Origin of the sequence: Silvanigrella aquatica, from assembly GCF_001907975.1 — a bacterium.
Classification (GTDB): Bacteria; Bdellovibrionota_B; Oligoflexia; order Silvanigrellales; family Silvanigrellaceae; genus Silvanigrella; species Silvanigrella aquatica.
The window spans coordinates 532065-546174 of the sequence record NZ_CP017834.1 but is presented as its reverse complement, the minus strand read 5'-3'; the positions used below and the strand labels follow the sequence as shown (position 1 = coordinate 546174).

The window sequence follows — 14110 nt, the reverse complement described above, 5'->3', positions numbered from 1 at the left end:
TCCTTCATTTTTTTCAGAGCAATTGTATATTTAGAACTTGTTTTAGACTTTATATCTTCTTCATCTTTTTTTATGGCTTGCATTACTTCGCCATCGCCCACTAATTGTTTTTGCATTTCACGATATTGTTTTGCAATCTTACTTTTACCATGGCTTGCAAAATATTTTTGATCGTCATAACTATGCGAATGGCGGGGCCATTATCGGATGATATTTTACTTCCAATGTAAGCTTCTTTAGAAGGAATATGATTTGATATAAGACGTTCAAAGGAAACGCTACAGCCTTTGCTCATATCTACTAACACTGTTTTTACAATGGCTTTTTCATTGGCAGGATCTTTTGGATCAAGAAGTAAGTCGGGAACATATAAACCCAATTTTTTATTTTCTAACTCCATTCCTTCGTTTTCAGAAGTAAAATTTATTTTCAGCTCTATTAATTTACGCTTTAAATTTAAATAATTTGAAAATAAATTCATATTTTTATACATGAATATACTTTTTTCTTCAACTATTTCTATTTCAGTTAGTTTCTCTAAATCATTATAATATGCCATAATTCCAATAGCCATAAAATAGTCATACTCTGATTTGAATTCGCTTTTTTTACAATTTTTATAACAACTCTTAAATAAGTTTCTTGTCTCATCAATTGACATTCCAGACTTTAACATTCCTATTTTTTCATCGGAATGATATTCAAAAAGTATCATTTAAGTCCTCTCATTTTATAATAAAATCATTAGGGTCATATTTATTATAATTTTCAATATATTCTTTAATTCCGCATTCATACTTATCGGGTTTTCCATCTTCAAGAGCTATTCTTCTTATATCTTCAATATCCATTTGAACAGCTTCTTTTAATTTGCCTTGCTGAATTAATTCTTTTTGCTTTTGTCTATATTGTTCACCTTTTTTACCATAACTTTTTGTATCTCTATGATCTTTAGGCTCCATTTTTATTGCAGGGCCTTGCTTAGCTTCACCATCAGGATTCATTTTAGATCCTTCATAAGCACTTTTAGCAGGCATATGATGAGAGTCCAATCCATCTCCCTTAGGCTGAGTCGTATCAGCATGGCGACCTCCAATATATTTGTTTCCTTCACATTTTAAATCCTTAGAACTCCCATTTAAAGGTATATATTCTAATTTATTTTGCTCTTTAACAGTAGGTTTGTTTTCCGAGTTATTTTTATAATGACTCCTATCAAAACAATAGAGTTCTTTGGCTTGCTCTAATAATGCCTCTGTTAATACTTTTTTAGCACTTGGAATTTCAGTCTTCTTTGATACAACTGGTATTTCTGGAAGAGCACAGATATAAGGCTTAACAAGATCATTCAAGTCTTGTATTGGTTTGGGTAAAATTTTATCTAGAGTATTTATTACTGCTCTATCTATTTTATCGTTTAATTTATTTATTAAATCATCAACTTTTTCAATAAAACTGGGTTCAGGGGGCTGTGAAACACCAATTTTAAATTTTTCTCCTACTGTTTTTGCAATTAGAGTGCAGCCACAAGATACTTTATGTCCTTCTAAGGCAATTGGTTTATCACCTATTAATGCTTTAGGTTCTCCTTCCGTTATGGTGCCACTTCCATGTAATGGTATAGGGCAATCAACAGGATCTCCAAGTACAGCAATTCTTAAACCATTAACAATAGTTCCAGATCCTTTAGTTACTTTCCCACCACTCGATAAAGGATCGCCTTCAACAACAATTCCCTTTTCCATTTGCACAACATCCTTTTTGTGTAAATCTTAAAAATTATTATGAAAATAATTTTTTTATTAATAATACAAAAAAAAGATGTGAATCAAGTTCATTTTCATAAAATAAATTACATATTTTATATAAATTTAATAACAATTATCTAAAAAATTTACTTTGAAATAAATAATATTCCCGTTAAAGTAAAAAAAAACCAGCAAGAAAACTTGCTGGTTTTTTTGGAAAGGGACTCTTTCTCTTAACGCTTGGAGAATTGGAAGCGCGCACGAGCAGAACGTAAACCATATTTTTTACGTTCTTTAATACGAGCATCGCGAGTGATAAGACTAGAAGCCTTAAGAACAGCGCGGAATTCAGGGTTCATGTTAAGAAGAGCGTGAGTGATTCCGTGACGAATCGCTCCTGCTTGACCAGAAAGTCCACCGCCCACAACAGTAACGCGGATGTCTACTTTGCCAAGTGTTTGAGTCAAGTTTAATGCTTGCTCAACAACCATGCGCGAAGTCGGACGTTTAAAGTAATCTTCAAGGCTACGATGGTTGATTGTAATAGAACCTTTGCCATCTTTAACCAAATAAACACGAGCGATAGATGTTTTACGTTTACCTACGCCGGATACATATTTAACTGCCATTTTTGGCTCCCTCATTTAAATCGCTTATTATTTTGAAATTGTACGTTCAGGTAAAGCTTCTGGATTTTGAGCAGTGTGTGGATGCGCCGCGCCAGCATAAACTTTAAGATGGCGGTAGCACTCATTGCCCAAACGATTGTGTGGAAGCATTCCCTTGACCGCAAGCTCAATTAAGCGCTCAGGTTGAGTAGAGCGGATTTCAGCAGCAGTTTGGGTTTTAATACCACCAAAAAAACCTGTATGGCGATGATAAAGCTTTGTGAGCTCTTTGTTTGAAGAAAGAGTTACTTTTTCAGCATTAATAACAATAACATTGTCGCCCATGTCCATATGTGGGGTGAAAGTTGCTTTGTGTTTGCCGCGCAATACATACGCGATTTGAGTTGCAAGACGCCCCAGTGTTTTACCTTCAGCATCAACAATAAACCATTTCTTCTGAATTTCAGAAGCTTTGGCAGAATAAGTATTCATATGATATCTCCACTAAACAAAAAAACCAAATTTATACAATAAATTCGTATAGTTATTTACAACAATCTGCGAGTATGCCTTGTTTTTATAAATTCCTGTAGCAAGGGCGTTATCTCAACGCAAACCACAAAAACATCTAAAAACACAACTACTTATGCCACCAAACCGAAAGGCGTGGAGTTCCTGTAGAAGCGGTGACACAACTTAGCAATAAAGGTAGAATAAATATTAGTAACATTCGTCACTTAACAATTACACCAACCTTGCGCAAAAATTTGCCGCAGTTGGTGCTTTATAACGGGAAGTTCAGTCGTGGTCAACAACGAAAATTCAATAATGTCACCAAATCCAGCGATCAAACTCTCTCCTTACTCCGATTGTCTGAGGTTTATAGCTCAAGCGTCACTTTGTCTGATTGAAGCAGGAGATGCTCCCTTCATCGACTTCATCCATGTGGAGTCGTTGTCCCTTAATGAGGTTTTAGAGGAAAAAAAAGCTCTTGAGCTCATTACGCAATTTGATTTTTACCTCGGAAGCCCAACTGCAAGGCAATTATTATCTTATTTTATGCTAAAAGACTTTAATCAGAATTGTATTTATTTGACTCAGGAAGTAAAAAGAATTTTAATTTTAAATGCAAAAAGATGTCTGAATATCATTAATGAAGTCCCCTCTTCCACAACAAAAGCAACCCGTGCTCTAATGCTAATAGAAAGAATGGAAAAGGATACAGATAATTTTAAACATTTAGATAATTTATTTTTAAGCTTAACAAATAAAGTCAGACATAAAATACCTCTCAAAAAAGAAGATTTAAGTGCCCGCCTTTCTTTTTGGGAAGAAGATTCTCTCAAAAATTATTTTTATATTTTGATCAATAAATTAGAAACTATTGCCAATGGATTTTTTTATGAAACAAACTTAAAAGATGAAAAAATAAAAACAAATATCCTTTCAATAAAAGAAGATTTTTTAAAATGCCACTGCCAAGAAATTTATAATAAGGTAATTTTTATATCTAAACTTATAAATTTAATTATTAAAAATCATGAAAAATTCCCTAAAGTAACTGAAATTCACTCAAAGAAACACGAAAATACAATATTTATTGAACGCTTGGCATGTCAATTATCAAAAAGATATGAAGGAATTGAAGAAATCAAAAAAATGCAGGTCAAAATGCATGAACTCCTTGATAAGGATATTCATTTTTCTGAGATGATGGATGATGAAATTCACAATATTCATAACGCTATTTCAAAGGAAAATATCACACACGCCCGCCTCGAAATTCGTTTAAATGATACAGAATACCCGTTGAGCGTTGCTTATAGAGAACATATTAGGGTTGTACTTCAACATCTTGAAGAGTAGAGGTATCTTCATAAAATTTATAACCCTTTGTCAATTCAACTTCAGCAAACATTTCTGCCTGAGATAAGTTTACATGATTTGCTTTACACAATTCTAATACAGCCATTATAACCACAATCAATTCATATCGCGATAAACAATCAGCTATAAGATTTTTTAAAGTAACGATTTCAGATTCTTCAAGTCTTTTTTTAATCAATTCCATTTTTTGCTGAATGGTTATTTTTTGAGCACGAACCATAACTTTTGGAGTATTTTGATTTGAATATTTTAATAAAATTCTTTCCAATGAAATGATCAATTCAAAAGGATTTCCTTTAATAGGGTGCTCAAATTGGGAAAATTCTTCTTCTCTCCGTTTGAATTCTCCTGTAGGAAATACATCTTGCACATTTGCATTTAATGTCTGTAAAATTTCGGAAGCTTTTTTAAATGCTTCATATTCTAACAGCTGCTCTACTAAAAGTTTTCTTGGATCTTCTTCAGCAATTTCTTCAATGCTTTCCGCTTGCAAATTTGAATTTTTCTGTAATACGGGAATCAACAAGTTTGCTTTAATTTCAATTAATTGAGCAGCCATTGCTAAATATTCACCTGCTGTCAAAAAATCGAGTTCAGGAACTTGTTTCAAAAAACTGAGATACTGTTCCGTAATCGTAAAAATTGGGATATTAAAAATATTGAGTTCCTGAGCCTTGATAAGATGCAGGAGAAGGTCTAACGGACCATCAAAATTTTCAAGTTTAAGATGCATTGATTTCTACCAGTTACTCTATGTTTTGCGCCGCGCATTCGTTTGCCATGCCCTGATCCTAAATGAGGATCATTCTTCTGTCGACGAAGGTGTAAAGCGTTTCAAGTCATAGTAAATTATTTTTGTCACATTAAGGCATTATGACTTCAAAAGGATGCCTTATAACGTTGCACACAATACACACGAGGTGGCTACTTTGCAAAAATTTAAAATGATGGTCATAGGACTGGGTTTCTTTTGGATTTTTACCTGGTGCATATTCGGAAGCATTTTGGGCTCACAACTGGAAGCCTTGAGCCCCTCGTTTATTGAACCATCTAGTTACATGGTTTGGCAACGTACCTTACTTCGATCAGCACACGCACACATGAACTCCATGGGAATAACAACTATACTTATAGGACTTTCACTCATTTATATTCGTGGTACTATTTCAGATAGAAAATTAAAAGGCATCGTAATTTTTAATTTAGTTTCCATTCCCATTTTTGGAACAGGAATTGTTTTGGAAGCTTTTTTTCCTACTGTAATAGGAAAGTTTTCTTTAGTCACTTCCTTATCTGCATTTGGTGGTATAGTATATATCCTCACAATGGCTATTTGGTCCGCCTTGTTTCTCTTTAGCTCCCTGAAAAAAAATGGAAAAAATGCTTAACATTGAATCTTTAAATCATAAAAAAACTTTTGAGCGTATTGTTTTTGTCTCTAGATTATCCGCCATCGGTGATGTTATTATTGCAAGTCATACCATAGCAAAATTAGTTAAAAATGAATATTTTCCTGTTTTAATAACATCCCCACTCACTAAAGACGTAGCGTTAAAAATAGTTGGATTAAACTTATTTATTTGTTATCAAAAAAATACCACTCCCGAGTTTTATATTCATGGAATTAAAACAGATGAGAAAACTTTCCTCAACACATTGAACAATACAGTAACAAAGCAAAAAAATATTTTTATTGATTTACAAAAAACGGCACGAAGCAAACGATCATTCAAATTTTTAACTAAAAATTTGAAAATAAAATTTGAAAAAAATTATTGTGTTTCAAAAAGATCACTGTATAGATTTTTTCTAGTTTTTTTATCATGGCTCACATTCAAACAAATTAAGATAAACAAAAAAAATAACGTATTCCGAATTCACGATATTCAAGAAAACATAATTCGTAAAATCACAAAAAAAGATAATAAAATATTTTTATCTTTAAATACAAATGAAACACAGACACTGCATAAAGAAAATTCTTATTATTTCGAAAATCAAAAATACATTTGCCTTTTTCCAGGGGCAAGTGGATTTATTAAATCGTGGCCCAAAGAAAAATTTAGAGAAATTATTAAAAATATTCTTCAAGAAACTCAATTAAATATTGTGATTTGTGGTTCAAGTAATGAAAAATTTATAGGAGAATACTTAGATTTTCCGGCAAACAAAAGAGTTCTTAATTTAATTGACAAAACATCATTAAATGAAACAATAAATGTTATTGCAAATTCGAAATACGTCATTACAAATGATTCTTTTGCAGCTCATGCTGCCGATGCCTTGCATATTCCTGCAAGTGTTCTATTTGGAGCAACATCGCCATATTTCGGCTTTGTCCCTGTTTTTAATAAAATACATATTTCCTACGAAAATTTATCCTGCAGCCCCTGCTCTCGTCACGGCAAAGGGAGTTGTCGTTTTAAAAATTTAAAATGCTTACAGGAAATTGATAGTAAAAAGATATTTGAAAAGATAAATACTTATATTTATTGAAAATTATCAAATTTGCAAAAAGTGTGATTTCTCGTTACTCTACACTCCTTACGTAAAGGAGCTCATATATGGAACAAACAAGAGAACAAGAAATTCAAGAACGCATTCAACTCTCAGAAACAAAAATGATTAAATGTGTTTTTCCTGATACCACAAATCATTATAATACTCTTTTTGGTGGTACTGCTCTAAACTGGATGGATGAAGTCGCCTTTATTACAGCAACACGATTTTCTAGAAAAAAAATGGTCACTGTCTCTCTCGATAAAACAGATTTTCAAAAACCGATTCCAGGAGGATCTTTTGCTGATATCCATGGTATTGTAACTCAAGTAGGAAATAAAAGTTTAAAAGTTCAAGTTCAAATTTTTATCGAACAAATGTATTCCAATAAACGAGAACTTGCTGTCAGCGGCACATTCTCTATGGTGGCATTAAATGAACAAGGTAAAACAACTTCCGTCATTTAATCTTAAACTCAAAAGAAGAATTCAATGAAAAATAATAAGGAACCTAGATCTGAAATAAGTTCTGAAAAAATAATTAAATATGAATTCATATCTGATATCTATAAATCTATTATAGAAAATAAATACTGTTTAGAAAGCAAAGATCAACAAACACAACTAGGGATAAAAGAAGATTTTAATGAAGCAATTGCACGCGTAGCTCAAGAAATCAATAAATACGATACTCTTAAAAAAGAGGAAATGACAAAAAGAACAATTCAATACATTACGGATAAAGATTTTAGCCCCGCAGGAGGAATTTGGCGCGCCGCAGGTAATTCCACGCAAAAAATTTCTTATGTTAATTGCACCACACAACCTCCTGTGAAAGATTCCATTGAAAATATTTTTGGTGAATCTCTTATGATATGGAGCCGTATTGCTTCCTATGGTCAAGGTAACGGAATTGATATTTCCGGTTTAAGGCCTCGAGGATCTCAAACAAATAACTGCGGAAAAACAAGCAGTGGAGCGGTAAGTTTTTTGTTAAATTATGATGCTGCTATGCAGGTAATTGGTGCTGAAAATAGAAGAGGAGCCACAAAACCCGATATTTGGATTTATCACCCCGACTCTCCGGAATTTATTTCCTGCAAAGCCGATATTTCTAAATTAACATCACAAAATATTTCGGTAAAAGTAGATTCGCAATTCATGCATGCTGTTATGGAAAATAAATCCATAAAACTTTCCTGGGAAAGAAAAAATAATATTGTCTATGTTGGAAAAAATATATTTGATGAAAATTCTCCAGGCCCCGATCTTAGGTATGAAAAAAATATAAATGCAAAAGAATTATTTCATCAAATTGCTTTGCAAGCTTGGAAAACGGGAGAACCAGGCATTGAGTTTTGGGACACGAGCGAATATAACTCTACCAGCAATTATCATCCAAATAAAAAGTATCATATTGTTTCTACCAATGGCTGCTCGGAACAAAAATTAGACGCTTTTAATACTTGCGTATTAGCTTCAATTAATTTTTATAATATGCCTATTATTGATAAAAATTGGGAAGAATGGCTTCAGGAAAGAGTGCAATTTGGCGTTCGATTTTTAGATAATGTTATTCTTGCCGAATTGGAAGAAAACAGATCTCCACATCCTATCCAAAAACAAAAATTAAAAGAAATGACCCGCATTGGCTTGGGTTTTACAGGAATATATGATTGGTTTATAAAGAATAAAATTATTTATGCTTCCGACGAAAGTATAAAAATCACCTCCAAAATTATGAATATTTTCGCAGAAACAGCTTACCGCACTTCCATTGAATTAGGAAAAGAGAGAGGAAGCTTTACGGAATTTAATAAAGATTGGTTTTTAAAAAGCCCTTTTATTCAAAGACTTTGTAAGTTAACAAATTTAAAGTTTGAAGACTTTACGGCAATGCGTCATGTCTGCTGTCTTTCCGTTGCACCAACAGGGACTTTATCTATGGTGGTCGGAGTCGGTGGAAATGGTTGTGAACCTTCCTTTGCGCCTTATCATGAGCGCAGAGAACGCTCTTTAACAGGTGAATATCAAACACACTTTATATACGACAGCTGTGTTTTAAATGAACTCAAAAGAAAAAATATTCCTCTTACAAAAGAAAATATTGATAAAATGATTTTAGATCCGGAATGGGTCTTTGCTGCTTGGAATAAATATTCTGAAAAAAATATTAATTCCCTGCAAAAAATAAAGTTTATGAGCGAAATTTACAAATACATTGATAGCGGTATTTCTGTTACTTATAATTTACCTGAAAACGCCGCCGTCGAAGAAGTAAAAGAAATTTACTTTGCTGCTTGGAAACAAGAATTAAAGTCAGTCACTGTTTATCGCGATAAAAGTCGTGAAGGAGTTTTAAATAATATTGCTAATGAAAAAAATAAAAATAAATTTAATTTAAAATCAACCTCAATTAAAAGACCAGATATTCTTGAGTGCGATATTTATATAATGACAGCAAATGGGAAGAAATGGATTGTCCTTGTGGGCTTGCTAAATGAAAAACCCTATGAGGTTTTTTGTGGCATGCAAAATAAAATTCCAGAATATTTGACCGCATTCAAAAAAGGAAAAATATTAAAAAAGAAAAATGGTCTATATGATTTGATTCTTGAAAACGAAAGTATGATTCATATTAAAAATTTCTTTCATAATGATGGAGCAGAAAGCGCTATTACTCGACTTGTTTCTTTAAATTTAAAAAACAATGTGAAAATTGAAGATATTTTAAATCAGCTTGAAAAAGCAGAAGGAGATATCACCACCTTCGCCAAATCAATTAGCCGTGTCTTAAAAAAATATTTGAATGAGAAAAATAAGATTATGAGTGACGACTGTCCTCAATGCCACAATGTAAATTTAATTCGTCAAGCAGGGTGTTTACTTTGTAATTATTGTGGGTGGAGTCAGTGCTGATATATAATGAATACATTTATTAAAATGATTTCATTTTCTGTTTATTAAAGCTTTAGGGTGTGTAAATGGCGATGGATGAAGGGCTCGTAAAACCATAACCTGTACTACCACAATCGGTTAAAGTTCCATTGTCTTGAATGCTACAAACACTAACTGTATTATCATTCATATTTGTGATATATGCGTATTTGTTATAGAAGGATATCCCTCTGGGGCCGGCAAATCCCAATGCGGTTATGTTACAATTCGCTAAGGTACCATCGCTATTTGCATTGCATAGACTTACAGAAGAGGTATTCCAATTTAATACATAAGCAAAATTATTATTAAAAGCAACTTGTTCTGGTGCGTTAAATCCTGTTCCTGTAGTTGCACAATTCGTGACAAAACTATTATTTATATTGCAAACACTTACTGTATTATTGCCTATATTTGGAATATAGGCAAAACCATTATGTATTCCAATTTGCTCTGGCACATTCATTCCACTTACCGCTATGCGACAATTCCCAAGGGTTCCATTGGGAGTTTGATTGCATACATTAATAGTATTGCCAATCTGGCTTGTAATAAAAGCATAATTTTTATACAAAACAGTTCCTACAGCTCCCGAAAGACCCGTAGCTCCTGCCGCGACACAAGCGGGAAGAAACCCGTTATAAGTTACGGGGCAATAGCTTACAGAATTTGTGCCAACGCTCGTAATATAGGCATTATTATTATCATCAAAATTAATTCTATAATACCCAGGAAGACCTTGTGCTGTTGCAACACAATTTGTTAAAGTACCATCTTTATTTACAATACATGAACTCACAGAGCCAGGCGAAGTATTATAATTCGTAACAAAAGCATAAGTTATATTTTTACTTGCTGTAAAAACTTCCGTTTCTCTTAAGCTTTTTTGTTCACTGGCATTCGCATTAAAACTCGTTAAAGTAAATAAGGAACATAGAAATAGAGATTTTTTTATTTTTCCAGTAGACATATGTCTCCCGATCTGTATTATTTTTTACTAAATGACCTATAAGAATAAATAAAATTTATATATATTGATAGAGCAGAAATTTTGACATTTATTATGAAATATTTTTTTCTTGAATATTTTTTGCAAAAAATCTTGAACAATTTCCAAAATAATAATAAATAAATTTGCTGACTTCTTATTATAAAGGCGCTCTATGCTACATAAAATATCTGCCCATTGGCTTTTAGGATTACTTGCAGGTGCTATATTAACAGTCATGCTAAAATTAAATAGCAATTTATCTAGCGTCACTTCACCTCTATTTGCTTCTTGGACAGCCCATGGCATAGGATTGCTCACTGCAATTTTAATTATTTATGTAAATAAAATAATTCTAAACAAAAAAAATTTAAATCAAACAGCGCCGCAAAAAGCTCCTTTTTGGAGTTATTTAGGAGGACTAGCAGGAGGCATGGTTGTTGTTCTCGCCGTAATATCTGTCAATAGCACTTTAGGACTATCTGGAACAATTTCTTTAATGCTTGTTGGACAAATATTATTTGGTCTTTTGTCTGATATATTTGGTTTATTTGGAACGACAAAAAAATTAATTCAATTGAAAGATATTTTTGTTATTATTTTTATCTTAGCCGGCAGCTGGTTAATCATCAATTTTAGGTCTTAATTTATGACATTTTTTATTTTACTTGCCATTTTAAATGGTATTGTTATTGGAATAAATAGATCTGTAAATGGCAAATTAAGTTTTTCCGCAGGGCCACTCAAAGCCTCTTTTTGGAATCATGCCGTCGGCTTTTTGCTTCTTACTCTGCTTGTATATTTTTTTGACAGCTTTCAATATTTCACTAATGTAATAATACCTCCAACAAGTTTACTCGGTGGTGTATTAGGCGCCTTTTTTGTGATACTCAGTTGCTTTGTATTTACAAAACTAGGAGCTGTCAAAACAGCTTTATTTGTTATTAGTGGACAAATGATTTCAAGCCTTCTCATCGACTTTAATTTTAAAAACATGACATCAATTATTGCACAGATTTTAGGAATTATTTTAATAATATTTGGAATATATTTATCTAAAGTTGATAAAGTTCGTTTTTTGCAGCTGAATTTAAAGAAATACTTTGTGAAATAGAGTTTGTATGAAAAATTCAAATCATAATGATCACGATTATAAAATCAAATCTATAGATAAAATTTTAAATGACACTTCTTATCATATAGAATATAATGGTTATTTAGCAAATCATAGCAAACACGCTCCCATTGCTTTATTAAGGTTAGGCGCTAATTTAAATATAATTAATAACTTTTATAATAGATATATTAAGAATACCGAAATAGAAACTCAAAAAAAATCTGATTATCATATTTGTGAAGAAAACTGGAAAGAATATTTGGGTAAAAAATCGAGCTTTAATTCTTATTATAATTTTTTTAAAAATAAAATAGAAATAAATGGTTTAAGCAAAGTTCTCATAGATTTTATCCCTATTTTAATTCCAGGTTGGATGGGCTCCCTAGCACATGGAACCATTCATTTAGGATGGGCACTGGATATTAAAAATAAATGTATGATAAGCGAAGGACTAGCTTACATATGCTATTCCTTTCTTTCCTGTCACCCCGAAAAAATTGAAGCAGGAACAGAAAATACGAAAACTTTTGACTCACCATTAGAATCCTTTTTAAATATATTGGAAGATATAAATAAGGAACCGACTCAGTTTAAAGAATACATTCAGGATCTCATTGATAAAGAGAAAATTGAAAATAATTTCTATATACACCCAAATATAAATAGAATGAGCAATCAGTTTAAAATAGCAGCTCTGTTAAATTATGAGCATCTTTTAATTTATCAAGATCAAAAATGGTTTAAAAATTCTAATATAGATAAAGTATGGGATGAATTATTTTATTTAGTAACTTTAATTTATTTATATTATCCTTCTAATTTTATCTGTTTGCACCTCATCACATCATTACATGCTATAAAAGAAATTTCTTTTTATCTAAATCAACATGAGGAACAAAAGTGTATTAAAAATTATTGGATTGGAATGAATTGTGTGCTATTCTCTTTAGAATCTTTACCTAATAAAGACTTATTTAAAAACTTAATTAAGAAAAATAATAATAATTTTGACAAATATGATGACCCTAAAATTCAGGTCTATTGGACTCAAATTATTGAAAAAGCATATTTAGAAAAAGAAGAGCATAATCCTAAATTAGTTTACGTCTTAAAAAAATTATGGGAAGAAAATAATTTTAAATCGGTTTTTAGATTGGCTGCAGGGAATTTTATAGAAAGTAGTTAGTAAATTACTCATTTTATATTGTAGCAAACTAGCCAAACTTATTAAACATAAAAAAAGCCCCTATGATTTTTAATCTTAGGAGCTTTCTAAATTAAAAGGCTGCACAGAGCTACTCTCCCACACCTAAAGGTGCAGTACCATTGCCGCAGGCGGGCTTGACTTCGGAGTTCGGAATGGGATCCGGTATTTCCCCGCCGCAATCAGCACAGCCAAAACGAGGCTTTAAAATACTCCTGAGTTGTACCCTCGAGTTGAAATTATGTCAAGCAAAGAATTTCGATAAAAAATTTGTTGCTAAATATAAATAAATATTGTTATTTTTTTTATAAATAATAAAATTAACAATATATTCATTAATTCGTAATAATTATTTATGTATAAATCTATATCAGTTTTAACTAAAAGTTATGAAACAAACTTATATTACTGATATTGCAAGTTATTTTTAGCCATTTGTTGTATGGCAGAGGTGCTCCATGTTTTCGGTTTTAAAATCGAGTTTTATGTTTTGTCTTGTCTTGACAGTGATTTCCTGTGGAAATAAAAGCGGAAATTTAGATCCTGCTAACCCACAAGAGCAAGTTGCTACTGCGAATCAAGCAGAGCCTATGGGAAGGCCATCTGAACCAAATAAACCCTCTCTTCAACCTGTAAAAAGAGTAAGTCAAAATAGCTTATTCAGCTTTTGGGAAATACCATTCCCTGTAGGCTTTACTAAAGTTTCCAGCGAAATTTTCAAGGGTTCAATTGACTTAACTGGAAAATCATTTGCTAAGAATCAATCATTTAGCTTCTTAATGGAAAATGCGGTTGGATCTCTAGAATGCAAATTGATAGCTGACGTAAGTGGAACTGAAGATAAAGGATTTTTAAAAGTAAATTTTAGTGAAATTGATTTTGAACTTACCACACAGCACAACGCATTTAGTGACAATGAAGTTAAAAAATTTGTTAATTTTTGCGAACAATTAAATAATACTTCAAATAAACTAACTATATCAAGAGAATCAGGAAGATCTATGAAGTTTTGTGGTTTTAAATTTACAGAATTGCTTTTAGCAGAGAAAGATCGATTAGCTTCAGCTCAATCAGACTGTATTACTCTGAAATAATTAAAATATTAAACATAAAAAAAGCCCCC

General features: G+C 31.9%; 15 protein-coding genes and 1 rRNA gene. 9 read left to right on the top strand and 7 right to left on the bottom strand.

Annotated features, from left to right (window positions below; all coding sequences use genetic code 11):
* Positions 1-100: 100 nt before the first annotated feature.
* The 4 genes from AXG55_RS02350 to rplM form a co-directional block, all read right to left on the bottom strand.
* Complete coding sequence (locus AXG55_RS02350) at positions 101-715, bottom strand: hypothetical protein (RefSeq protein ID WP_148696536.1); 615 nt, start codon at positions 713-715, stop codon at positions 101-103.
* A 10-nt stretch (positions 716-725) separates the two neighbouring features.
* Complete coding sequence (locus tag AXG55_RS02345; RefSeq protein ID WP_148696535.1) at positions 726-1745, bottom strand: PAAR domain-containing protein; 1020 nt, start codon at positions 1743-1745, stop codon at positions 726-728.
* Positions 1746-1981: 236 nt separating this feature from the next.
* The gene (gene rpsI / locus AXG55_RS02340) at positions 1982-2377 is read right to left on the bottom strand and encodes a 30S ribosomal protein S9 (protein ID WP_148696534.1); all 396 of its coding nucleotides are present in this window, start codon (positions 2375-2377) and stop codon (positions 1982-1984) included.
* A 27-nt stretch (positions 2378-2404) separates the two neighbouring features.
* Complete coding sequence (rplM, locus tag AXG55_RS02335; protein WP_148696533.1) at positions 2405-2848, bottom strand: 50S ribosomal protein L13; 444 nt, start codon at positions 2846-2848, stop codon at positions 2405-2407.
* A 312-nt stretch (positions 2849-3160) separates the two neighbouring features.
* On the opposite strand from rplM, the gene AXG55_RS02330 reads away from it, so the two are divergent.
* Positions 3161-4222 (top strand): hypothetical protein, encoded by a 1062-nt coding sequence (locus AXG55_RS02330; protein ID WP_148696532.1) that lies wholly within the window; start codon positions 3161-3163, stop codon positions 4220-4222.
* Here the strand turns inward: AXG55_RS02330 and AXG55_RS02325 are convergent.
* The gene (locus AXG55_RS02325; RefSeq protein ID WP_148696531.1) at positions 4191-4976 is read right to left on the bottom strand and encodes a segregation and condensation protein A; all 786 of its coding nucleotides are present in this window, start codon (positions 4974-4976) and stop codon (positions 4191-4193) included. The genes AXG55_RS02330 and AXG55_RS02325 overlap by 32 nt on opposite strands.
* Before the next feature lie 196 nt (positions 4977-5172).
* Here AXG55_RS02325 and AXG55_RS02320 point away from each other — a divergent pair, with 196 nt between their 5' ends.
* The 4 genes from AXG55_RS02320 (at position 5173) to AXG55_RS02305 (ending at position 9660) form a co-directional block, all read left to right on the top strand.
* Complete coding sequence (locus AXG55_RS02320; protein WP_148696530.1) at positions 5173-5631, top strand: hypothetical protein; 459 nt, start codon at positions 5173-5175, stop codon at positions 5629-5631.
* Positions 5624-6739 (top strand): glycosyltransferase family 9 protein, encoded by a 1116-nt coding sequence (locus AXG55_RS02315; protein WP_233231316.1) that lies wholly within the window; start codon positions 5624-5626, stop codon positions 6737-6739. Before AXG55_RS02320 ends, AXG55_RS02315 begins: the two co-directional genes overlap by 8 nt.
* A 68-nt stretch (positions 6740-6807) precedes the next feature.
* Positions 6808-7209, top strand: coding sequence for an acyl-CoA thioesterase (locus tag AXG55_RS02310; RefSeq protein ID WP_148696528.1), 402 nt, complete (start codon positions 6808-6810; stop codon positions 7207-7209).
* Positions 7210-7233: 24 nt separating this feature from the next.
* Positions 7234-9660, top strand: coding sequence for a hypothetical protein (locus tag AXG55_RS02305; protein WP_148696527.1), 2427 nt, complete (start codon positions 7234-7236; stop codon positions 9658-9660).
* 52 nt (positions 9661-9712) lie between these two features.
* Here the strand turns inward: AXG55_RS02305 and AXG55_RS02300 are convergent, their stop codons facing one another.
* Positions 9713-10648, bottom strand: a complete 936-nt coding sequence (locus AXG55_RS02300; protein WP_148696526.1) for a YncE family protein — start codon at positions 10646-10648, stop codon at positions 9713-9715.
* A gap of 193 nt (positions 10649-10841) precedes the next feature.
* Between AXG55_RS02300 and AXG55_RS02295 the strand changes: the two genes are divergently transcribed.
* From AXG55_RS02295 to AXG55_RS02285, 3 genes are read left to right on the top strand one after another with little or no spacing between them, the layout of a single operon-like run.
* Positions 10842-11312, top strand: a complete 471-nt coding sequence (locus tag AXG55_RS02295) for a DMT family transporter (RefSeq protein WP_148696525.1) — start codon at positions 10842-10844, stop codon at positions 11310-11312.
* Positions 11313-11315: 3 nt separating this feature from the next.
* Complete coding sequence (locus AXG55_RS02290; protein WP_148696524.1) at positions 11316-11780, top strand: DMT family transporter; 465 nt, start codon at positions 11316-11318, stop codon at positions 11778-11780.
* A 7-nt stretch (positions 11781-11787) separates the two neighbouring features.
* Entirely contained in the window at positions 11788-12969 is a 1182-nt protein-coding gene (locus AXG55_RS02285) for a questin oxidase family protein (protein ID WP_148696523.1), read from the top strand.
* 96 nt (positions 12970-13065) lie between these two features.
* Here the strand turns inward: AXG55_RS02285 and rrf are convergent.
* Positions 13066-13180: ribosomal RNA gene (gene rrf / locus AXG55_RS02280) — 5S ribosomal RNA — on the bottom strand.
* A gap of 265 nt (positions 13181-13445) precedes the next feature.
* Here rrf and AXG55_RS02275 point away from each other — a divergent pair.
* A complete protein-coding gene (locus AXG55_RS02275; RefSeq protein ID WP_148696522.1) occupies positions 13446-14081 on the top strand; it encodes a hypothetical protein in 636 nt (211 codons plus the stop codon).
* Positions 14082-14110: the final 29 nt, after the last annotated feature.

Bases quoted from the DNA above. Each gene is read 5' to 3' on its own strand.
- AXG55_RS02350 (WP_148696536.1), bottom strand. From the start codon at position 715: ATGATACTTTTTGAATATCATTCCGATGAAAAAATAGGAATGTTAAAG.
- AXG55_RS02345 (WP_148696535.1), bottom strand. From the start codon at position 1,745: ATGGAAAAGGGAATTGTTGTTGAAGGCGATCCTTTATCGAGTGGTGGG.
- rpsI (WP_148696534.1), bottom strand. From the start codon at position 2,377: ATGGCAGTTAAATATGTATCCGGCGTAGGTAAACGTAAAACATCTATC.
- rplM (WP_148696533.1), bottom strand. From the start codon at position 2,848: ATGAATACTTATTCTGCCAAAGCTTCTGAAATTCAGAAGAAATGGTTT.
- AXG55_RS02325 (WP_148696531.1), bottom strand. From the start codon at position 4,976: ATGCATCTTAAACTTGAAAATTTTGATGGTCCGTTAGACCTTCTCCTG.
- AXG55_RS02315 (WP_233231316.1), top strand. From the start codon at position 5,624: ATGCTTAACATTGAATCTTTAAATCATAAAAAAACTTTTGAGCGTATT.
- AXG55_RS02310 (WP_148696528.1), top strand. From the start codon at position 6,808: ATGGAACAAACAAGAGAACAAGAAATTCAAGAACGCATTCAACTCTCA.
- AXG55_RS02305 (WP_148696527.1), top strand. From the start codon at position 7,234: ATGAAAAATAATAAGGAACCTAGATCTGAAATAAGTTCTGAAAAAATA.
- AXG55_RS02300 (WP_148696526.1), bottom strand. From the start codon at position 10,648: ATGTCTACTGGAAAAATAAAAAAATCTCTATTTCTATGTTCCTTATTT.
- AXG55_RS02295 (WP_148696525.1), top strand. From the start codon at position 10,842: ATGCTACATAAAATATCTGCCCATTGGCTTTTAGGATTACTTGCAGGT.
- AXG55_RS02290 (WP_148696524.1), top strand. From the start codon at position 11,316: ATGACATTTTTTATTTTACTTGCCATTTTAAATGGTATTGTTATTGGA.
- AXG55_RS02285 (WP_148696523.1), top strand. From the start codon at position 11,788: ATGAAAAATTCAAATCATAATGATCACGATTATAAAATCAAATCTATA.
- AXG55_RS02275 (WP_148696522.1), top strand. From the start codon at position 13,446: ATGTTTTCGGTTTTAAAATCGAGTTTTATGTTTTGTCTTGTCTTGACA.